19 protein-coding genes are annotated in these 21,470 nt (G+C 29.1%); 13 read left to right on the forward strand and 6 right to left on the reverse strand.

Annotated features, from left to right (window positions below; all coding sequences use genetic code 11):
* Positions 1-95: 95 nt before the first annotated feature.
* Positions 96-2,978: an alpha/beta hydrolase family protein gene (locus BUA86_RS11815; protein ID WP_083580362.1), complete on the reverse strand. Its 2,883-nt coding sequence runs from the start codon at positions 2,976-2,978 to the stop codon at positions 96-98.
* A 193-nt stretch (positions 2,979-3,171) separates the two neighbouring features.
* Positions 3,172-3,696, reverse strand: coding sequence for a DJ-1/PfpI/YhbO family deglycase/protease (locus BUA86_RS11820; protein ID WP_072932920.1), 525 nt, complete (start codon positions 3,694-3,696; stop codon positions 3,172-3,174).
* A gap of 416 nt (positions 3,697-4,112) precedes the next feature.
* On the opposite strand from BUA86_RS11820, the gene BUA86_RS11825 reads away from it, so the two are divergent.
* On the forward strand, positions 4,113-4,718 hold the full coding sequence (locus BUA86_RS11825) for an IMPACT family protein (RefSeq protein ID WP_072932922.1): 606 nt from the start codon (positions 4,113-4,115) through the stop codon (positions 4,716-4,718).
* Positions 4,718-5,764 carry an acyltransferase family protein gene (locus tag BUA86_RS11830; RefSeq protein WP_072932923.1) on the forward strand — a complete coding sequence of 349 codons (1,047 nt, stop codon included), beginning with the start codon at positions 4,718-4,720 and terminating at the stop codon, positions 5,762-5,764. The genes BUA86_RS11825 and BUA86_RS11830 overlap by 1 nt, the downstream gene beginning before the upstream one ends.
* Positions 5,765-5,786: 22 nt before the next feature.
* Here BUA86_RS11830 and BUA86_RS11835 read toward each other — a convergent pair whose 3' ends face one another.
* From BUA86_RS11835 to BUA86_RS11845, 3 genes are all read right to left on the reverse strand, one after another.
* Positions 5,787-6,611: a GIY-YIG nuclease family protein gene (locus BUA86_RS11835; protein WP_083580363.1), complete on the reverse strand. Its 825-nt coding sequence runs from the start codon at positions 6,609-6,611 to the stop codon at positions 5,787-5,789.
* A 117-nt stretch (positions 6,612-6,728) separates the two neighbouring features.
* Positions 6,729-7,601 (reverse strand): nucleoside phosphorylase, encoded by an 873-nt coding sequence (locus BUA86_RS11840; protein WP_072932927.1) that lies wholly within the window; start codon positions 7,599-7,601, stop codon positions 6,729-6,731.
* A 65-nt stretch (positions 7,602-7,666) separates the two neighbouring features.
* Positions 7,667-7,996: a translation initiation factor gene (locus tag BUA86_RS11845; RefSeq protein ID WP_072932928.1), complete on the reverse strand. Its 330-nt coding sequence runs from the start codon at positions 7,994-7,996 to the stop codon at positions 7,667-7,669.
* Positions 7,997-8,081: 85 nt separating this feature from the next.
* On the opposite strand from BUA86_RS11845, the gene BUA86_RS11850 reads away from it, so the two are divergent.
* The 11 genes from BUA86_RS11850 (at position 8,082) to hemL (ending at position 20,391) form a co-directional block, all read left to right on the forward strand.
* Positions 8,082-8,291: a hypothetical protein gene (locus tag BUA86_RS11850; RefSeq protein ID WP_072932930.1), complete on the forward strand. Its 210-nt coding sequence runs from the start codon at positions 8,082-8,084 to the stop codon at positions 8,289-8,291.
* Positions 8,292-8,365: 74 nt separating this feature from the next.
* On the forward strand, positions 8,366-8,698 hold the full coding sequence (locus BUA86_RS11855) for a YkvA family protein (protein WP_072932932.1): 333 nt from the start codon (positions 8,366-8,368) through the stop codon (positions 8,696-8,698).
* Between the two features lie 221 nt (positions 8,699-8,919).
* Positions 8,920-10,155 carry a PQQ-dependent sugar dehydrogenase gene (locus BUA86_RS11860; protein WP_072932934.1) on the forward strand — a complete coding sequence of 412 codons (1,236 nt, stop codon included), beginning with the start codon at positions 8,920-8,922 and terminating at the stop codon, positions 10,153-10,155.
* 158 nt (positions 10,156-10,313) lie between these two features.
* On the forward strand, positions 10,314-10,772 hold the full coding sequence (locus BUA86_RS11865; protein WP_072932935.1) for a MaoC family dehydratase: 459 nt from the start codon (positions 10,314-10,316) through the stop codon (positions 10,770-10,772).
* Positions 10,773-10,868: 96 nt separating this feature from the next.
* Positions 10,869-11,789 carry a tRNA (adenosine(37)-N6)-dimethylallyltransferase MiaA gene (miaA, locus tag BUA86_RS11870; RefSeq protein WP_072932937.1) on the forward strand — a complete coding sequence of 307 codons (921 nt, stop codon included), beginning with the start codon at positions 10,869-10,871 and terminating at the stop codon, positions 11,787-11,789.
* Between the two features lies 1 nt (position 11,790).
* On the forward strand, positions 11,791-12,294 hold the full coding sequence (locus BUA86_RS11875) for a 3'-5' exonuclease (RefSeq protein ID WP_072932939.1): 504 nt from the start codon (positions 11,791-11,793) through the stop codon (positions 12,292-12,294).
* 127 nt (positions 12,295-12,421) lie between these two features.
* A complete protein-coding gene (locus tag BUA86_RS11880; protein WP_072932940.1) occupies positions 12,422-14,053 on the forward strand; it encodes a S8 family serine peptidase in 1,632 nt (543 codons plus the stop codon).
* 312 nt (positions 14,054-14,365) lie between these two features.
* Positions 14,366-14,746 (forward strand): VOC family protein, encoded by a 381-nt coding sequence (locus tag BUA86_RS11885; RefSeq protein ID WP_072932942.1) that lies wholly within the window; start codon positions 14,366-14,368, stop codon positions 14,744-14,746.
* On the forward strand, positions 14,743-15,564 hold the full coding sequence (locus tag BUA86_RS11890; RefSeq protein WP_143147315.1) for a DUF4846 domain-containing protein: 822 nt from the start codon (positions 14,743-14,745) through the stop codon (positions 15,562-15,564). The genes BUA86_RS11885 and BUA86_RS11890 overlap by 4 nt, the downstream gene beginning before the upstream one ends.
* A gap of 34 nt (positions 15,565-15,598) precedes the next feature.
* A complete protein-coding gene (locus tag BUA86_RS11895; protein WP_072932945.1) occupies positions 15,599-19,045 on the forward strand; it encodes a DEAD/DEAH box helicase in 3,447 nt (1,148 codons plus the stop codon).
* 62 nt (positions 19,046-19,107) lie between these two features.
* On the forward strand, positions 19,108-20,391 hold the full coding sequence (gene hemL, locus BUA86_RS11900) for a glutamate-1-semialdehyde 2,1-aminomutase (protein ID WP_072932947.1): 1,284 nt from the start codon (positions 19,108-19,110) through the stop codon (positions 20,389-20,391).
* Between the two features lie 415 nt (positions 20,392-20,806).
* Here the strand turns inward: hemL and BUA86_RS11905 are convergent, their stop codons facing one another.
* Positions 20,807-21,460, reverse strand: a complete 654-nt coding sequence (locus tag BUA86_RS11905; RefSeq protein WP_072932949.1) for an HAD family hydrolase — start codon at positions 21,458-21,460, stop codon at positions 20,807-20,809.
* Positions 21,461-21,470 lie beyond the last annotated feature (10 nt).

Genomic DNA, 21,470 nt, shown 5'->3' on the forward strand with positions numbered 1-21,470 from the left:
ACTCTAACTAAATTAATTAGTTTTCTACAAAAAAGAGAGACTACCTTTTTAAGGTAGTCTCTTATATTTATAATTTGATTATGATTTTAAAAAGATTATTTAGTTTCTTCTAGATCGAATCCCCAATCTATTCCTTTAGAAATAGCTGGAACTCCTTCTGTTAACCATTTCGGAGCTGGTTTATCTTTTAAATAATAATCAAAAAATTGTTGTTGACGTTGTTGAATATCGTTTTTATTCGCACGTTTAACTAAATTATGATCATCTCCGTTATAATTTAACATCCAAGCTGGTTTACCTAAACGTCTTAAAGCCATAAACATTTCAATTCCTTGGTACCAAGGAACAGCACCATCTTCGTCGTTATGCATAATAACAACTGGTGTTTTTACATTTGGCATATTAAATAATGGAGAATTTTCTATGTACAACTCTGGCGCTTCCCAAAGTGTTTTTCCAATTCTACTTTGTGTTTGTTCGTACTGAAATTGGCGGCTCATACCTGTCCCCCAACGAATTCCACCATAAGCAGATGTCATATTTACAACTGGCGCTCCTGTCCAAGCTGCTGCATACATATTAGTTGTTGTAATAAGATGTGCTACTTGATATCCTCCCCAACTTTGTCCTTGTATCGCTATTTTAGAACCATTAATCCAATTGTTCTTTTTTAATGCTTCTACTCCAGAATTAATATAATCTTCTGCAGATTTACCTGGATGTCCAATTGTATAAGAAATATCTGGTGTAAATACAATATAATCGTTACTTACAAAGTAAGTATGGTTTATTCTTGATGGTGTTGGAGCTGGTGCTTGATAACGATTTAAATTATCTGATAATTTTTCATAGAAATAAACAATTACAGGGTATTTTTTATTTGGATCAAAATTCTCTGGCTTATACACTACTCCAGTTGCATCTTTACCAGAATATGTTTTCCAAGTTACTAATTCTCCTTTCCCCCAAGAATAATCTTTTTGTTGTGGATTAATAGCAGAAATTTTCTTTTCGTCTTTAAAGTTTGTAGAAACATAAACGTCTGGTGAATTTTGGAAAGATTCTTTCGTGTAAATAAATTCATCTGCATTTAATGCTTTAGTCATTTTTTGACTTCCCCATGTATCAGACATTACGATTTCTTGTGGCTTTTTAGCTTTAGAAATTATTGTTTGATATACTCCAGATTGTTTATTACCATTATTAAATGCGCTTAAATAAATTGGTGTTTCACGGTTTATCGTTTTTACATCATCATTTAATTTATTAATATCAAACGAGATTTTATTTTTTCTACCAAAACCATCTGTAACGTTTTCTGGTTTACGATTACCTGCTAAATCAAACTCCCAAATATCATATCGGTCTCTAATTAATACCGTTTCATCATTTGTCGTAAAATAAGCAATACCATATGCCCCAGCTAAAGTTGGCGAATCATTTTCTTCATCGGCAAAATTAACTTTTAATTTCTTATTTAAAACTTTCGTCTCTTTTGTTTCTATATTATAACTTGACCAAATACCTGTTTCTTCATTAAAATAAACAACAAATTTTCCGTTTGGAGAAGTTTCTACATTTCCAGCTAAACCTTTTACTAAAAGTTCTTTCTGTCCTGTTTTTGTATTAATAATATAATAATCTCTTCTACGTGTTGAATCCCAACTAGATGAAAGTCTGTATAAATTATCTGATATACCTAAAGCATAAGTAGAATTTCCTTCATTTAAGACATCTACCATATTAAGGTTTTCATCAGCTAATTGAACTAATTGTTGTGGTTGATCTAAATTTATTACAGCTAAATAAGAACGTTTCTTTTCACGTTCAGCATTTTTTAATTGCTGTGGTTGAATAAAATCATCCTTATAACTCCAAACATCTACTTTTGCATGATCTTCTGCAATTAAAGTAGTGTCTTTTTCTTCTAACTTAGGCGCAATACCTATAAATAAAGATTTTCCATCTTTACTAAATTTAGGTTGACGATTTTCTGAAACAAACCAGTCTTTCTTTAAACCAACTAATTCAGATTTCTGAATTTCTTTTTGAGCTGGAACTGATGAATAATATAAGTAATATGATTTGTTTTCTTTTTTCTCATCATCTGTAGTTCCTACAAAAGCAACTTTATTAGCTAATTCATCAAATGTAAATTGTTTAAAATCTCCAATTGTATCAACTAATTGTTTCTGAGCAAATGTTGCTGTGTTAACTAAGAAAACTCCATATTTATTCTTGTCTAAACTATCTTTCTTTTCTTGTTTAGTAGAATAAATTAATTGTTTACCATTTTCGCTAAAATCGTAATTAACGACATTTTTAAATGATTTTTTTTGACCAGATGTTAAGTTTCTTAGAACTAATTCTAATGGAACATCTTTTTTATCTTTTCCTGAAGATTTAGCAGGTTTTGCAGATTTATCTTTAGATTTTGTAGAGTCTGATTTATCTTTCTTTACTTCTTCTTTTTCTAATAAATAAGCCAATAAAGAACCTCCTTTTTGAGGAGTTTTAAATGATTTTATATTCGGTAATTTCTCAACTTTATTTGTTACAAGATTTAAAATTCCAATAGAATCCTTTGCTATTTCATTCTCTTTCTTCTTTTTAATTCGAACCAATTTTAAATCTTTGTAAAATGGTCTAATTTTAAAAATTGCGAATTTAGAATCAGAAGTAAAAACACTTTGCTCTCCTCTATGGAAGTTTAAATTTTTATCTGTTTTTAAACCGAAAAAATTTAACGTATTATCACCTTCTTGTGCATTAACCTGATAGGCAACCCAATTACCATTATTAGATAATTCTTTCATCCCGATAGATTGCCATTCATCAAAAACAGTTAAATCTAACGGTTTTTTTTGAGCATCAACATTTGTCGCAAGCATTGCAATTGCAGCTGCATATACTGCTTTATTTGTCAGTAATTCTGACGCATAATTTTTTAATCTTTTTGCAGATAACTTCGATTTCATCCAACTAAAATTTTGTGTGTTAATTTATATTGAACGTGAAAGTACTAAGGTTTTTAGAATATCTTAACATTTTAAACAAAAAAGTTGATCAAAAAATTACAATTAAATAAAGAAAAGGGATTGATTCATATCAACCCCTTTTCTTTATTTATATTATTTACTTATTAAAATGCTTTATTCAATAAAGTTTTAATTATTTTATTGCATCAATAATTGCTTGATTAAATTGCTCTAAATCTTCTGGAGATCTCGAAGTAATTAAATTATGATCTATCACAACAGCTTTATCTTGGTATAATGCTCCTGCATTTTCTAAATCTACTTTAATTGCTGGGTAACATGTCATATTTTTACCTTCGACTAGTTTTGCATTAATTAGAGTCTGTGAACCATGACAGATAGCTGCAATTGGTTTCTTAGTCTTATTAAATTCTTTTATAAAATTTAATGCTTTTTCGTTTACTCTTAATTCATCGGGATTAAATAATCCTCCTGGTAATATTAATGCTTCGTAATCATCAATATTGATACTATCTTTATTGATATTAAAATCTACTTTGTATTCTTTTCCCCAATCTGTCTTTGCCCAGGCTTTTACTTTATCATCTTTAGTTGCTATAATATCAACTTGATAATTTGCTTGCTCTAAACTTTCTTTTGGAGAACTTAATTCTACTTCTTCAAAACCTTCTCCTGTTAAAATGGCTACTTTCTTCATTGTTTTTAATTTTTAAAGTTTAATAAAATCACAAGTATGTATACAGAAACCATGCCTTAAAAGTTAGAAGCTAGAAAGGTAAAAATTTTCTGTCTGTTCGAGTGGTTTTTCGAAATGGAATGAAGAAAAATTGTATCGAGAACTTAGACTAAGAAAATAAAATGTATAAAGTAAAATGTACAGAGTACAAAGTATTTTAATATTTACTACACTTTGTCATGTTGGACTCGTTTCAACATCGCATCTATTAAAGCGTATAATACGATTCTTAAACGACATTTGGAAAAGCTCAATTTTACAATTTTTTTCATTTGATAAAACTTATAGCTTATAATCTTAAGGTCTTAAAATCTTAAATATTTTTCATAAATATAAAATAAATTATCTTTGCACAACTTTATAAGTTTACACTAAAAATGACAGATAGCTATCGTACGATTGAAAAACCAATAAAAGATATTATTTTTAAAGAATTGGGGAGCAAATTTATCAATTATGCTTATCCAATAGAAAATGAAGATGATATTAAAACTTACATGGAACAATTGTATGAATTACATCCAGATGCAAATCATCATTGTTATGCCTATATTTTAGGAATTGATGGTAAAAATTACCGTGCAAATGATGATGGAGAACCAAGTGGGTCTGCAGGTTTGCCTATATATAATCAGATTCTTTCAGCAGAAATAACAAATGTTCTAATTGTATCTGTTCGTTATTTTGGAGGTACAAAATTAGGAATACCTGGTTTAGTAAAAGCCTATAAATATGCGGCACAAGTCGTTTTAGAAGAAGCTAACATTGTAGAACGTTTTATTTCTAAGCGAATAAAAATGATATTTAATTACGATCAACAAGGCATTGTAGAACGAAATGTAGATAGAATGGATGGTGAAATAAAAGACAAAAATTTCACAGACAAGTGTATGTTTACTATCTCTATTAGAGAAAGTAAATTAGATGAATTTATTGCAATGTTTGATGAATATTATCAAATGGAAATTAAAATAATAGACTAATGCTTAATAGTTTAACTTCTTTACGCTTTTTCTTCGCTTTTGTTGTTTTTCTAAGTCATCTTACATTTGTAAAGACAGATTTAGTTTGGTACAATTGGCTAAAAAATAATATTTTTTTCGAAGGTTATTTAGGTGTTGGCTTTTTCTTTATTTTAAGTGGTTTTGTTTTAGCACTTAACTATGAAAAAAAGATTATTGATAATCCCAACTTCGATAAAAAGAAATTCTATATTGCAAGAATAGCTCGTATTTATCCTTTACATGTTTTAGCATTTTTCTGTATGTTACCATTTGTAATGATTAATGTATGGAAAGGATTTTTTCATTGGTATATTTCTATTGTCAATCTATTTCTATTTCAGTCTTATATTCCAATCAAAGATTATTATTTCTCTATTAATAACGTTTCTTGGAGTATTTCTACAGAATTATTCTTTTATATCATGTTTCCTTTTTACGTTATATGGTTGCATAAATTCCCGAAACTGAAATATATTTTGTTACTAATAATTCCAATAATAATTTTTGCAGAACCATATTTTAAAACAGATTTAAAGTTAGAAAAAGGAATATTTTATATCAATCCCATCGTTAGAAGTTTCGATTTTATTTTAGGAATTATAGCGTGTCAGATTTATCAGAAAATACAAAAAATAGAATTAAATACTTCAAAAGGAACTTTAATAGAATTAGCTTCTATCCTACTCTTATCAGTGTTTTTTTATTTTCATAATGACGTTGCAAGAGCATTTAGATATGGAATATATTACTGGATTCCTATGTTGGCAATTATTTTAATTTTTGCTCTACAAAAAGGTCTCTTTTCAAAAATATTACAAAATAAAGTACTAATTTATTTAGGAGAGATTAGTTTTTCATTTTATATGATTCACATGATTGTAATAAAATATGGAAATCAATATCTACCAAAAATAAATGATTTTACAAAAGTTGGAATCTATTTTACAATTGCTTTATTTTTTAGTTGGTTAATTTTTGAGTATTTCGAGAAACCAATCGCAAAATGGATAAAAACTAAATTTTAAACAAATAGCGTAAAACCCTATTTTATCCCTTACTTATTGATGCAGATATCTCTAACTTAATAAATCGAAAAAGAATTCTTCTTATATCCCGATTATCTTGTTTATGTTGAATACATTTTTTTAATTCATCAAGATCAGTCAAATCTTTATCACAAAAACCAAATCCTTTGTAAACACCTTTTTCTATTAAAACAATCCCTTTTTCATGATCAGTTCTTCCTTGTAATTCAAACAAAAAATCCTTTTTAGGTAATTGTATTGATTCAATAAAAACCTTTACACGTTTATTATACTGCTTATAATCTTCTTGATTAATACAAGCACCAAAACATTCTTTTAAATTGTACTGAAAGCAAGCTGAGTTCGTTTTGTATAATCCATTAATTTTCTGACATAGAAAATATTTTTCTGTAATAAGGAAAAGATAATTCTTAGCTTCTATAAGTGAAGTAAAAGAAAGTAATTCCTCTTTATTTGCTTCAATTTTCTTAATGGTTAAAGCCATATACCCTTCAGGAGTTTTAGTTTGGTAGATACCATAAAAAAACTTAATTTTTCGTTGTGCACGATTAAAAATGGGCAAATGATTTTTAATTAGCTCAGATTCTCTAAGTAAAGCAATTAATTCACTTCCTAAGTTTTCATATTCTACAGAATCTGTAAAATGTTGAAGTTTAACTTCTTTTTTTTCTGTTGATTTAAAATGCTGAACTAATCTATTTCTAATATTTATGCTTTTTCCGATGTAAATAATTTCTTTTTTATCATTCAATAAATAATATACACCACATAAATTTTTAGGAACACTTTCAATTAAAGTTTTTAATTTGTCGTTTAAAACCATCATACAAAGTTATATAATCAATTTTAAAGTTCAATAATTTACTGATGTTGTTCATTTAAAATAAAAAAAGACTTGAAAAATCAAGTCTTTTAAGTTTTATAATCTAGAATAAGCTTAGAATTATTTTGTTAATCTTTCTAAAGAATATTCAATCATTTCATCTATTGTTTTGTAAGAATCTGCACTAAACTCACCTAAAATTCTATTTGCAACAATAGCATTAATAGATAAGGCATCGTGTCCCATCATTGCAGCTAAACCATAAATTGCAGAAGTTTCCATCTCAAAATTTGATATTTTTAAACCATCATAATCAAAAGAAGTTAAACGTTCATTTATATCTGCTGGGTTTGGCTGTAAACGAAGAAAACGTCCTTGAGGTCCATAAAAACCACAAGCTGTTGCTGTAATTCCTTGGTGAGTTTTCTCTGACGCTAATTTATTTAAAATAGATTCTGAACCTTTTACAAGATATGGACGAGCTTTGTTTGCTGACCAATCTACGTGTTTTATAAAAGCATCTTCTATTTCTTTATTCATTACCGCTTCGCTTCCTACATAATAATGTAATAACCCATCTAAACCAAGTCCATGAGAACCTATTACATAACTATCTACTGGAATATCTGCTTGTAATGCTCCAGAAGTTCCGAAACGAACAAAAGATAATTTTCTAAAATCTTTTTTAATCTCTCCAGTTTCTAAATCGATATTTGCTAATGCATCTAATTCTGAAAAAACAATATCGATATTATCTGTTCCCATTCCCGTAGAAATTACTGTTAATCGCTGACCGTTTAAAGTTCCGGTATGCGTAATAATTTCTCTTTTTGATGCTTTATGTTCGATACTGTCAAAATGGCGCGAAACTTTTTCTACTCGATTAGGATCACCTACAGTTATAATTGTATCAGCTAAATGTTCTGGTTTTATATTACAATGGTAAATACTTCCGTCTGCATTTAAAACTAATTCTGATGCTGCTTTACTCATGTTTTTTTAATTAAAAATAAACACACAATATACAATCTTTCTTTGAAACGATTGTAAAGAAATTATTAACCGCCTACTCGTTTTACTTTAAAGCCTTTATCTTTTAAAAAGCTCATTATTTTATCTCGGTAATCTCCTTGTATAATGATAGATTCGTCTTTAAAGCTACCTCCTACACCTAAAAAGACCTTAATTTCTTTCGCTAATTGTTTAAAATCTTCATCCGCTCCAGTATAACCTTCAATAACGGTTGTAGGTTTTCCTTTTCGTTTCTCGTATTTACAAATTAAAGGATCATCTTGCATCCATAAATTATTATCAGGTTCAATAATTTCTTCGGGTTCTGAAACATGGTCAGGAAATAGATTCTTTAATTGATCGCTTAAATCTTTCATTTTATTTCTAAAAATTAATTCCAAACAAAGATAAGATTATCTTTATTCATTTGTAACTTTGCTTCATTGATTAGTTGAATATATCATGAATAAAAAAGAAATTACAAAGGAAGTTAATTATAAAGGTCATCATAAAGTTTTTACTGTTCAGATTGAGCAATTGCCTGCTTTTGATGAGAAAACAATGGATAAAGTAAAATACGAAGAGACTGAACGTGCATTGTTCCTAATTGCAGAAGGAAAGCTTGAGAACCAGAAGTTTGAATGGATTTTTGCTATTGAGCAAGATTTGTAAAAAGACTGACAAAATTAATATTGGCATATACTTTGTAATACATAGTACATAGTTTAAAAAATTAAGTTTGCTTTATGAAAAAATCAAGATTATTGAAAGTCGCAACCTTATCTGCTGCTAGCGCGCAGAAGGACAAGTCTTTCTTTGAGAAGGTAAAAGCATTTTTTGCAATGCTTAAAGATTACAGAAAAGGTATTTATACGCCAAGTAAATTAAATTTAGTTATAGGTTTATTTGCTGTTTTTTATATCATCTCTCCTATCGATATTATTCCAGAAGCTTTTTTTGGGCCATTTGGTTTAATAGATGATTTTGGTATTCTAATGTTTGGTATGAAATATTTTAATAAAGAAGTATTTAAGTATTTATCTTGGAAAGAGAATCAGAGAGTTTATGTGATTGATTAACATTTAAAAAATTAATAATAATTAGAGTCTAACTTTATAATGAAGTTAGACTTTTTTTGTTTAAAAAAGTACTCCAAAATAATTTAATTACAATTTAGTACATGAAAATTGGGGAATATAAATGGCAAGATAGTTGTAAGTCTCCAACAATACAACAACACTAATGAATGTAAAAAATCTACACTATTTATTATGAATCAATTATTCTAAAAACATTAATTATGAAGATTATTTTAAGCACACTATTAATCGGAACAATGTTAGTTTCGGCCTGTTCGCAATCTGATAATGATCAAAACACACCCGATCCAGAAACTCCTGAAACAGGACCACCAGTAGAAACTAATCCAGCTAATACCAATTATACACCTGCATTTTCTGGACAGACACGTATTGGTAGTATAAAAACAACCACAACAATTTCTGCAAAACCAATCGCAACATCATTAACTAGTCCTTGGGGAATTACTAGTTTACCAGATGGTAGATTGCTAATTACAGAAAAAAGAGGAAATATGCGAATTGTAAGTCAAACAGGAACTGTAGGTAGCCCTATTACTGGTATACCTACTGTAAATTCGGAAGGACAAGGAGGTTTATTAGGTTTAACATTAGACCCACAGTTTGCAACTAATCGAATGATATATTGGGTTTTTGCAGAAAATGCATCAGGAGGTACTTTAACAGCTGTTGCTAAAGGGAAACTTTCTGCTAACGAATCTACAATAGAAAATGCTACAGTTATTTACAGAGCCAACCCTGCAGCGAACAGTACTCTACATTATGGTGGTCGTATCTTGTTTGATGCAACTGGTAATTTATTAGTAAGTACTGGAGAACGTTCTATTATAGAAACTCGTCCATTAGCACAATCTACTAGTGCAGCCTTAGGTAAAATTGTTCGTATTACAACAAATGGAACAGCCGCTTCTGGTAATCCTACTTTTTCTGGTGCGAATGCTTTACCAGAACTATATAGTATAGGACACAGAAATATACAAGGTATAGCTTTACATCCCTTAACAGGAGATTTATGGCAAAGTGAGCATGGACCACGCGGTGGAGATGAGATTAATCTTGTTAAACCTGGTAAAAATTACGGATGGCCAACTATTACATACGGAATAGAATATGCTGGTCAACCTATTGGTGGTGGATTAACACAACAAAACGGATTAGAACAACCTACTTATTATTGGGATCCATCTATTTCACCAAGTGGTATGACTTTCTATAAAGGAAATCGTGTTCCAGAATGGGAGAACAATTTATTTATAGGAACGCTTAATGGAATGCACATTGTAAGACTAGCAATTGATAAAAATAATAAAGTTGTTGGTGAAGAACGATTATTAGCTGGCGAAAATCAACGTTTCAGAGATGTTACACAAGGTAAAGACGGTGCATTATATGCAATTACAGATGCTGGAAGTTTATATAAAATTGACAGAGAGTAGTTTAAATAATAAATAAAATTATATAAAAGCCAATTTAAAAATCAATTTAGAATATTCGTTATAAAAAAACTTGATAAAACTTATCAAAAAATATTATATCTACTGAGATTTCATTAGATTTGTCGCCTAATTAGGACTAAAAATTTAAAATTCCAAGTATGGTAATTATCAATAATTTTGAAGAATATAAAGCTTTTGAAGGAAAGGAAATAGGAGTTTCACAATGGCACTTAATAGATCAAGCACAAATTAATCGTTTTGCAGATGCTACAATAGATCACCAATGGATACACACTGATCCTGAGAAAGCCGCAAATGAAGGTCCTTTCAAAAAAACAATTGCTCACGGATATTTAACATTATCTATGATTCCTTACTTATGGGATCAGATTGCGGAAGTAAGAAATATCAAAATGTTAATTAATTACGGAATCGAGAATCTAAAATTTGGTCAGCCAGTTTTAGTTGATAGCGAAGTTCGATTAAAAGCTAAATTAAAATCTATAACAGATCTTAGAGGAATTGCTAAAGTTGTAATTGAAGCAACATTCGAAATTAAAGACAATCCAAAACCAGCTTATGTAGCTGATGTTGTATTTTTATATCATTTTAATTAATATAATTTTATATCATAATTCTTAAGCTTCTATTTAATAATAGAAGCTTTTTTATTTTACATAAATCGGGCTTATCTTGCAACCGAAATCTTAATCATGCAACAAATTTCATCAAATAAAACCTTAATTTCTGTTGTTGGTCCTACTGCAATAGGAAAAACAAGTCTAGCTATAGCATTGGCAAATTATTACAACACAGAAATTATTTCTTGCGATAGTAGACAATTTTTTAAAGAAATGAAAATTGGAACAGCTGTTCCTTCTAATGAAGAATTATCACAAGCAAAACATCATTTTATTCAAAATATATCTATCCAAGATAAATATTCTGTTGGTGATTTTGAGCGTGATGGTTTATCTTTTTTAGACAATTTCTTTAAACAACATGATAATTGTATAATGGTTGGTGGCTCTGGTTTATACGAGAAAGCCATTACTGTTGGTTTTGATAGTTTTCCAGATGTAGACCCATCTGTAAGAGAAAAATTGAATAGCGAATTAGAAGAGTTTGGAATAGAAAAACTACAACAAGAATTATATCAAGTTGATCCAAACTATTACCAAGAAGTTGATATTCAGAATAAGCAACGTGTTATTCGTGCTTTAGAAATTTACAGAGGTTCTGGATTTCCTTTTTCTCATTTCAGAAATCAAGATTTAAATAAACGTCCTTTTAATATTATTAAAATTGGTTTAGAACTTCCTAGAGAAGAAATGTACGATCGTATTAATCGTAGAGTTGACATCATGCTAGATGAAGGTTTACTAGATGAAGCAAAAAAACTATTTCCTTTAAAAGATTTAAATGCTTTGCAAACTGTTGGTTATAGAGAGTTATTTGATTATTTTGATCATAAGATTGATTTAAATTTTGCTATAGAAGAGATTAAGAAGAACACAAGACGATTTGCAAAACGCCAAATGACTTGGTTTAAGAAAGATGAAGCTGTAAATTGGTTTTCTCCAAATGATGTAGAAAAAATTATTGAATTTTTAAATGATAAAATGACTTATTAAGATGGAAAATTTTGTAGCTATAGATTTTGAAACGGCGAATAATTATCGCAATTCAGCCTGTGCAGTAGGAATTGTTACTGTTACAGATAATGTGATTACAGATGAATTTCATACATTAATTCAGCCTCCTCTTAATCAATATAATTACCATAATATTATGGTTCATGGTATTCGACCTGAAGATACGATTGATGCACCTACTTTTGATGATGTATATTTTGAAATAAAAAATAGATTACAAAATCAAATTGTTGTTGCCCACAATGAATCATTTGATCGTTCTGTTTTAAGAAAGACTATGGAATATTACGACTTGAATTACTCTATTCTCAATTTATCAGAGAAATGGCAATGCACGTATAGAATTTTAAAATCTAAAGGAATTGTTCCAACAAAATTATCCGATTGTGCTAAAAGATTCAATTTAGAATTAAATCATCACGAAGCGCTCTCTGATGCTAGAGTTTGTGCACAATTATATCTATTACAGCAACTTAATTTTTAAGTTATACTGATTGTAAAAATATTAAGCGTTAATAAAATTACGCTTTAATAAGCGCTCCAAATTTTGGAGCGCTTTTTGTATATTTATTCGTGAAAATTTTAAATTTCGAATAAATAATTTTTTGAATATGAAAAAATTCTTATTAAGCATATCAGTTGCAATGTTTATTGGTGTAACATCTTTTGCACAAGAAACAGCAACAAAGCAATTACCAAAAGTAGAGCAAAAGCAATGGCAACATGCATCTATTGAAAAAGATAGTATTTACGGTGTAAATACTCAACAAGCACTTGATTTTCTAAAGGCTAAAAAACGTAAAGCTACTCCTATTGTAGTTGGTGTTTTAGATTCTGGAATAGAAATTACTCACCCAGATTTAAAAGATAACATTTGGGTTAATACAAAAGAAAAGGCTGGAAACGGAAAAGATGATGATAACAATGGTTACATTGATGACGTTAATGGTTGGAATTTCATTGGTGGAAAAGATGGAAAAAATGTAGATGGAGATACATTAGAATTAACAAGATTATATGTAAAATATAGTGCTTTATTCGAGAAAAGTCCAGAAGCAGAAAAAAATAAAACAAAGTATCCAAACGAGTTTGCTGAGTTTCAAAAGATAAAAACTGAGTTTGAGACTAAATTAGCAGAAGCTAAACAAGGCTATGCACAATATGGTCAAATGAACGACATTTTTTCTGTTGCTTTTCCTGCATTAAACAAAGAATGGGGAACGAGAGAATTATCTAAAAATAACATGATGAGTTTTAAACCGCAATCTAAAGAGGCTCAACAAGGGATGATTATTTTTGGTTTGGTTCCAGACGAAGCATGGGAAGGAAAAACGATGCAAGAGTTTACCAAAGAAACTGGTGATGAAATAGCTGAAGGTGCTAAGTATTATAAAGAGCAAGTTGAAGTTAATTTAAATTTAGCTTTAGATCCTCGTCCTATTGTTGGAGATAATTACGAAGATAAAAAAGAAAGCAAATACGGAAATAACGATGCTGCTGGACCAGATGCATTACACGGAACACACGTTGCTGGAATTATTGCTGCCAAAACTGGAAACGGAATTGGTATGGATGGTATTGCAGGAGATGGATATGTAAAAATTATGTCTGTTCGTACTGTTCCTAATGGTGATGAGCGTGACAAAGATGTTGCTAATGCCATTCGTTATGCGGCAGATAACGGAGCTAAAATATTAAACATGTCTTTTGGAAAAGCATATTCTCCTGAAAAAGAAATTGTTTGGGATGCTTTTAAATATGCAGAGAAAAAAGGTTTATTATTAATAAAAGCTGCTGGTAATGACAATGTAAACATAGATGATGAAATCCACTTCCCTACTGTTTACAATGAAAAAGGCGAAGCTGTAATAAAAAACATTATTACTGTTGGTGCTAATACGATGAACAACACTGCATTAAAAGCTAGTTTTTCTAATTTCGGAAAAAAATCTGTTGATGTTTTTGCTCCAGGAGCGGCAATTTATTCTACTGTCCCAAATAAAGATGGTGAATACAAAAATTTAGATGGTACATCTATGGCTTCTCCAGTTGTTGCTGGTGTTGCGGCATTAGTTTGGGCACATTATCCAAAATTAGATGCACAACAAGTAAAAGAAGTTATTATTGGTTCTGTTAATAAGAACTCTCAGTTAACAGATATTTCTGCTACTGGTGGAGTTGTTGATGCTTATAAAGCTGTACAATTAGCAGAAAAAATATATAAAGACAAGAAACTTAAATAAGATTAAGTTTTATCAAATATTTAGTCCAATATCTTTTTAGGTATTGGACTTTTTTTTGGAGTTAGAAGTTAGAAAGGTATTTTTTTTCTGTCAGTTCGAGTGGTTTTTCGAAATGGAATGAAGAAAAATTGTATCGAGAACTTAGACTAGAAAATGTAAAATATTGAGAGTACAAAGTATTTTAATATTTACTACACTTTGTCATATTTAACTCGTTTCAACATCACATCCTACAATTTTGAATTTAGAAATTAAAAATTAATACTTAATACTTTATATAAAGAATATTTAATAATTTTATAAAAACCCATTATGGAATTAAGAGTTGCTAGACATACAAATAGAATTGATGAGATAATAGATTTCTATACGAATATTTTAGGTTTAGAAATACTTGGAAATTTTGAAAATCATAATAATTATAATGGTGTTTTTATAGGAAAACAAAATAAAGATTGGCATCTTGAGTTTACAACAACTTCTGAGGAGGTTCATCATTTTCCAGATGAAGATGATTGTTTAGTATTCTATCCTAAAACAAATTTAGAATATGATGAAATCAAATCTAAATTAAACTCTTTTAAAATAGAAGCAATAGAACCTAAAAATCCATATTGGAAAAATAATGGTATTAGTATAAAAGATCCTGATGGTTTCTTTGTCATTATTTCGCATATTAAAATTAAATCATGATAAAAAATCTATACGTTTTATTAATAGTTATCGGTATATTTTCATGTAAAACTGAAAATAAAGAAAAAAGTATTCTTAAAAATGATTCTACTGAGCTAGAAGAGAAAGTGAATACAAGTTTTATACAACAAGATGAGTCAATTATTTTAAATAGATATTTACTACCTAAAGGATACGAACGAGAAAACTATTCGACAAAAGATTTTGGTTATTTCTTACAGCATCTACCTTTAAAACCATTGGGTTCTGTTGTTAAATATTATGATGGAAAAGAAAAAACAAAACAGAATGTTTACAATTCTGTGATCGATTTGTCAATAGGTAATAAAGATTTACACCAATGTGCTGATGCTACAATGCGATTAAGAGCAGATTATTTGTATCAGCAAAAAAGATATGATGAAATTGCTTTCAATTACTTATCAGATGGTAAACCACGTTATTATAAAGATTACGCAAAAGGAGATTATTCTAAAGATAAATATTGGGCATATTTAGAAACTATTTTTAGTTATGCAAACACAGCATCTTTACAACAACAATTAAAGAGCATTACGTATGATGAGGTTAAAATTGGTGATATTTTAATACAAATAGGTCGTCCATTTGGACATGCTGTTATTGTTGTAGACTTAGCAAAAAATAATAATGGAGAACAAATTGTTTTATTAGCTCAAAGTTATATGCCGGCTCAAGAATTACAAATACTTGATAATCCTATAAATAAACAATTATCTCCTTGGTATAATGTGAAAAATGGTAGAATTATAACACCAGAATGGAAGTTTACAAGTGAAGATTGGAAAACGTGGAATTAAATTTTATACCTAATTTTACACAAATTTAATCGCCGTGAATCAGGAAAAATTAGCAAATCATTACTTACAAGAAGCATTAAAAATTCAACTTTCTTCCAAATCAATTTCATCTAAATATTTTGATTTAAAAAGGTTAGTAGAAATTATTGCATTCGAATTAACTAAAAATGAAACGTTACAGTTTTCTAATTTTTTCTCTAAGTTATCATTCATTTGTAATCAATATCATATTTCTACAAAGATTCATTCTTTTCGTAAAACGGCTCAACGCGTATTATCTGAAAAGTATGAACCATCAGAACATGAATATTTTACACATTTTAAGTATGTTATAGAATTCATATCAGGTTTATATGATGTTTTAATTCCGGCAGAAATTGTCTACTTTTTTCCAGAGAAAGAATATTACACCAATAAAATTCTATCACGAAATAGAGTAAAAAAACTTCGTGTACAAGTAATTGAAATAAAACGTGATTGTTTAATTTGTGACCACGAAGAAAATGAAAGCGACGAATACATTACAATACAAATAGATGAAGATGGTGTAAATGAAATATTTATATCTCCTTCGGATTTTTGGGTTGGCGCACAATTAAATTTAGTTAATTCAACAATAGATGAGGAAGGAATTTATCATCCTCGATTTATTATTTTAGAACCAGATTATTTGGTTGATATTTCTGCAATTGCAGAGTGTTTTCAGGATTATGGAACTACAGAGTTACATTATATTCAGAAAAAATTTGAAGAAGTTCCTAACAGTAAACATATACGATTAGGAAATTTTGCTAATTCTGTTGTGGACCATTTTTGTACAGAAAATATAGAGAAAACAGATTTTAATGAATTGTTTAAAAATGATTTTAAGAATTATCCGTTAGAATATACTTCTTGTAAAGACCTTACAAATCCTCAAAACTTAAAAGAATATTACGAAGATGCTAAAGGACATTTTCATCGTTTACAGAAAGTTCTATTAGAAGATTTTTCTCACTACAATATTTCTTTAGATAGAGCTTTATTAGAGCCTTCTTTCTTGTGTGAACAATATGGGATTCAGGGACGTTTAGATTTATTGGATTTAAATGATGATGGGACAAATAAAATTATAGAATTAAAATCTGGTGGAGCTCCATTTCCTGACGATGGAAAAAGCATTAAACCTAATCATGCAACACAGTTATTTTTATACTATCAAATTATTGGTGTTTTATACGAATTAGAGTTTAAAGACATTACAAAAAATACAGAAGGTTTTATCTTATATTCTAAAGTATATCAAGGAAATTTACGTTTCGAAGTTCCAAGTTTAAAACGAGTTCAACGAATTTTCGAATTAAGAAATCAAATTATTATTAACGAGAATCGTTTGGCTACAAAAACGGATAAGGAAATAGAAAATCTTCTTTATAACATAAAACCTGCTAATTTTATAAAACGTAAAATTAATCCTCGTTTTCGCGAATTATTAGAAGAACAATTAGAGAAATTTATTTATCCAATTCGCACCAGTTCTCCTTTACAAAAAGCCTACTTCTACTCTTTTGCTAACTTTATAGCCAAGGAACAATACATGGCAAAACTTGGTCTTAGTCAATCGACAACCAATAATGGTTTAGCAAGTTTATGGTTAAATTCTTTTGAAGAGAAGAATAATAATTTTGAGATTATTTATGATTTAGAAATTGTAGAAAATAATATTTCTGATATTAAAAAGGAAATTAAATTAAAGCGTACAAACATTTCTAATGATTTTATATCAATCCGAGAAGGTGATATCTGTATTTTATATCCTCGAAATAAATCAAATGATTCTGTTTTAACCAATCAGGTTTTTAAATGTACCATTAAAAGTATTTCGAGAGAATATATTGTTTTGCGTTTTCGTTATCAGCAGCCTAATACGCGCTTTTTTGATTCTTTTGATAAAAATGGAAAATGGGCATTAGAAAGAGATTTCATGGATTCCTCATTTACATCGATGTATAGAAATTTGTACAGTTTTATGCAATCTTCTACGCAGAAAAAAGAATTGATTTTAACGCAAACTACTCCAAAAAGTAAAGTTAATTATAGTTATCATAATGAATTGCTTTCTGAAGAGCAAAATAGAATTTTAAGTAAAGCATTGTCTGCAAACGATTATTTCTTATTAAATGGACCTCCTGGAACAGGAAAAACATCTATTATTATTAAGGAATTAGTTAAAGAAATTTTCGAGAAACAGAGTTCAAATATTTTATTATTGGCTTATACAAATAGAGCTGTTGACGAACTATGTGAAGCTATAAATACAGCGATTTCTGATGAAATTGAGCAAAAATTTATTCGAATAGGAAGTGAATTATCAACTTCTACAGCATTCCATAAAAATTTATTGAACAAGATTATTGAGCAAAAAGATCATGAATTAGAAGAAAAAGGAGAAAAATTTTCTCGTAAAACAATTCAAGACATCATTAATAATCAACGTATTTTTGTTTCAACTGTTGCCTCAATTTCAAGTAAAAATGATATTCTGAAACTAAAGAAATTTGATACAATAATTATAGATGAGGCTTCTCAAATCCTAGAACCACAAATTGTTGGAATTTTACCAAAAGCCGAACGTTTTATTATGATTGGAGATCATAAACAACTACCAGCAATTGTTTTACAAAGTCCAGAATTAGCCAAAACCAATAATGAGTTATTAGAAAGTATTGGCTTAATGAACCGTAAAAACTCAATTTTTGAACGTTTATATGAGTTTTGCGAGAAAAATAAAATAGAAAATGCTTTCGACCAATTAACATATCAAGGAAGAATGCATGCTGAAATTGCCGATTTCCCGAATCAATATTTTTATGATGGAAAGCTAAATGTTGCTTTTGACATTCCAAATCTTAATGATGGAGTAAAACAAAGTTTAGAACGTCAACGTGCCGATTTATATTTTATTAATCATGATATAACAAATGAGTTTCAGCAATTTATTATCAATAATCGTTTTGCTTATATTAATGTTGATGAAAATCCTTATTTAGCTCCAACTAATATTCAAGAAGCAGATTTAATTGTACAATTTGTACAAGAAATCATTTCTCTTTATGAACTAAATAATAAAGAATTTGACCCGAAGAAAACAATTGGAATTATTGCGCCATTTCGTAATCAAATCGCTTTAATAAAACAGAAATTAGAACTAGCAAATATTCCTAATCATGAGCAGATTACTGTTGATACAGTAGAACGATATCAAGGAAGTCAACGAGATATTATTTTGTACAGTTTTGCTGTAACTTATTCATCGCAATTAAATGCTTTGGTAAATATGAACGATGACGGAAATGTGGATAGAAAATTAAACGTAGCATTAACTCGTGCCAAAGAGCAATTATTTTTAATTGGAAATCAAACCATTTTAAAAGAAAATGCCATCATTAAAACATTGATAGAATATTTAGAGAAGAAAACAGCAAATAGATTAATAATCTAACTAAAATCACTTCTTTTTTCACTTTTGATTCAGTAAATTTGTGCAACTATTTTGTAGAAATTATGTTGTATCAAAGAAGTAGCGCATTATTTAAAGATGCGCAAGAATATATTCCTGGAGGTGTAAACTCTCCTGTTCGTGCATTTAAATCTGTTGGAGGAACACCAATTTTTATCAAGAAAGCTGAAGGAGCTTATATTTATGATGAAGATGGACGTGCTTACGTAGATTACATTAACTCTTGGGGACCAATGATTATTGGGCATACAGATCCTAGAGTATTAAATGCTACGGTAGAACAAATGAAAAACGGATTCTCATTTGGAACACCAACTGAATTAGAAACAGAAATAGCAAAATTAATTACTTCTGTTGTACCAAATATAGACATGGTAAGAATGGTAAATTCTGGTACAGAAGCTTGTATGTCTGCAATTCGTTTAGCTAGAGGTTACACAAATAGAGATAAAATTGTAAAATTTGAAGGTTGTTACCACGGACATTCAGATTCTTTTTTAATTAAAGCTGGTTCTGGTGCTGCAACTTTCGGTAATCCAAATTCTCCTGGCGTTACTCAAGGAACTGCAAAAGATACTTTATTAGCTGAGTACAATAACTTAGATGCTGTAAAAGAATTATTTGAGCAAAATAAAGATCAGATTGCTGCAATTATTGTTGAACCAATTGCAGGAAACATGGGATGTATTGTTCCAGATAAAGGATTTTTAGAAGGTTTAAGAACTATTTGTGATGCTCATAATGCCTTATTAATTTTTGATGAAGTTATGACAGGATTTCGTCAGGCAATGGGTGGAACACAAGAACGTTTAAATATAAAAGCGGATATTGTAACTTTTGGTAAAGTAATAGGTGGAGGTTTTCCTGTAGGTGCTTTTGCTGCTCGTAAAGAAATCATGAGCCACTTAGCTCCTCTTGGTCCTGTTTACCAAGCTGGAACATTATCTGGTAATCCTATTGCAATGCGCGCTGGTTTAACTACTTTAAACATTATTAATAATGATAGAGAGTTATTTAATCGTATAGACAAAGCAACTGAGATTTTAGATACTGAGATGACTAAAATTTTCAAAGAAAAAGGTATTCCAGTACATACAAATCGTTTAGGTTCTATGTTATCTGTTTTCTTTACAGAACAAGACCAAATTAGAAATTTTACTGATGTTACAAATTGTAACCACGAAAGATTCAATAAATTCTTTCATCATTTATTAACGAATGAAGTTTATATTGCTCCATCTGGTTATGAAACTTGGTTTATTTCTGATGCGATTAAGGATGCAGAGATAAATAAAACCTTAGAAGCTGTAAGAAGTTTTGAAGGATAATTAAAAAATAATTGAATACATAAAAAAGCATCTAAATTTTAGATGCTTTTTGTTTTTTTATATCTGCTAGATGTTAGATGTTAGATGTTAGATGTTAGATGTTAGATGTTAGATGTTAGATGTTAGATGTTAGATGTTAGATGTTAGATGTTAGATGTTAGAAAGGTATTTTTTTCTGTCAGTTCGAGTGATTTTTCGGAATGAAATGTAGAAAAATTGTATCGAGAACTTAGACAAGAAAAATAAAATGTAGAGAGTACAAAGTATGATATTATTTATTAAACCAAGTGTCATGTTGAATTCATTTCAACATCGCATCCAGTAAAGCAAATAATGTGATTCTAAAACAACATTTCGACAAGCCCAATGTGACAAATTAGTACTTAATACCTAGAATCTAATATCTCTTATCTAATTACAATTCTTTTATATATTCTGCATTTATATCCGCAAAGTTTTCACAAATAAAATTCGCTTTAGACAAATCTTGCTTTTTCGAATTTTCACTTACATATCCCATCACTTTAATGTTAGCACTTACTGCAGCTTGTACTCCATTTGTTGAATCTTCAATCACCATACAATTTTCTTTTTCGGAACTTGATAAAGCTGCTGCATGTAGAAAAATTGCTGGATCTGGTTTAGATTTTGGGAAGTCTTCACCAGATATTTTTTCTTTAAAGTATTCATTTAAGTTAAACCTATTAAATACCTTATTTATAGTTGAATGAGAAGCAGAAGAAGCTAATATTAATTCGATGTTATTTTGGTATAAATCTTTAATTAAATCTTCTACGCCTGCTATTAAATACAAATCTGGTTTGGTATCAAAAGCATCATTAAAAATAGATCGTTTACGTAGAACTAAATCATTTATTTCTTCTTTTAAATTGAATTTATCTTTAAGTATTTGGTAAACATTTTTAGTTGATTGACCTGTAAATGTTGAGAAAAAATCATCAGAAACCTCAATATTTAACTCTTTAAAGTGAACAAAAAAAGCATATTTGTGTACAGGTTCTGTATCTACAATTACTCCATCCATATCGAAAATAATCGTCGAAATCATATTTGGTTTA

The sequence above is a fragment of the Chishuiella changwenlii genome (assembly GCF_900142565.1).
Lineage (GTDB): Bacteria > Bacteroidota > Bacteroidia > Flavobacteriales > Weeksellaceae > Empedobacter > Empedobacter changwenlii.

Coding starts and splice junctions, on each gene's coding strand:
- BUA86_RS11815 (WP_083580362.1), bottom strand. CDS start 2,978: ATGAAATCGAAGTTATCTGCAAAAAGATTAAAAAATTATGCGTCAGAA.
- BUA86_RS11820 (WP_072932920.1), bottom strand. CDS start 3,696: ATGAAGAAAGTAGCCATTTTAACAGGAGAAGGTTTTGAAGAAGTAGAA.
- BUA86_RS11825 (WP_072932922.1), top strand. CDS start 4,113: ATGACAGATAGCTATCGTACGATTGAAAAACCAATAAAAGATATTATT.
- BUA86_RS11830 (WP_072932923.1), top strand. CDS start 4,718: ATGCTTAATAGTTTAACTTCTTTACGCTTTTTCTTCGCTTTTGTTGTT.
- BUA86_RS11835 (WP_083580363.1), bottom strand. CDS start 6,611: ATGATGGTTTTAAACGACAAATTAAAAACTTTAATTGAAAGTGTTCCT.
- BUA86_RS11840 (WP_072932927.1), bottom strand. CDS start 7,601: ATGAGTAAAGCAGCATCAGAATTAGTTTTAAATGCAGACGGAAGTATT.
- BUA86_RS11845 (WP_072932928.1), bottom strand. CDS start 7,996: ATGAAAGATTTAAGCGATCAATTAAAGAATCTATTTCCTGACCATGTT.
- BUA86_RS11850 (WP_072932930.1), top strand. CDS start 8,082: ATGAATAAAAAAGAAATTACAAAGGAAGTTAATTATAAAGGTCATCAT.
- BUA86_RS11855 (WP_072932932.1), top strand. CDS start 8,366: ATGAAAAAATCAAGATTATTGAAAGTCGCAACCTTATCTGCTGCTAGC.
- BUA86_RS11860 (WP_072932934.1), top strand. CDS start 8,920: ATGAAGATTATTTTAAGCACACTATTAATCGGAACAATGTTAGTTTCG.
- BUA86_RS11865 (WP_072932935.1), top strand. CDS start 10,314: ATGGTAATTATCAATAATTTTGAAGAATATAAAGCTTTTGAAGGAAAG.
- miaA (WP_072932937.1), top strand. CDS start 10,869: ATGCAACAAATTTCATCAAATAAAACCTTAATTTCTGTTGTTGGTCCT.
- BUA86_RS11875 (WP_072932939.1), top strand. CDS start 11,791: ATGGAAAATTTTGTAGCTATAGATTTTGAAACGGCGAATAATTATCGC.
- BUA86_RS11880 (WP_072932940.1), top strand. CDS start 12,422: ATGAAAAAATTCTTATTAAGCATATCAGTTGCAATGTTTATTGGTGTA.
- BUA86_RS11885 (WP_072932942.1), top strand. CDS start 14,366: ATGGAATTAAGAGTTGCTAGACATACAAATAGAATTGATGAGATAATA.
- BUA86_RS11890 (WP_143147315.1), top strand. CDS start 14,743: ATGATAAAAAATCTATACGTTTTATTAATAGTTATCGGTATATTTTCA.
- hemL (WP_072932947.1), top strand. CDS start 19,108: ATGTTGTATCAAAGAAGTAGCGCATTATTTAAAGATGCGCAAGAATAT.
- BUA86_RS11905 (WP_072932949.1), bottom strand. CDS start 21,460: ATGATTTCGACGATTATTTTCGATATGGATGGAGTAATTGTAGATACA.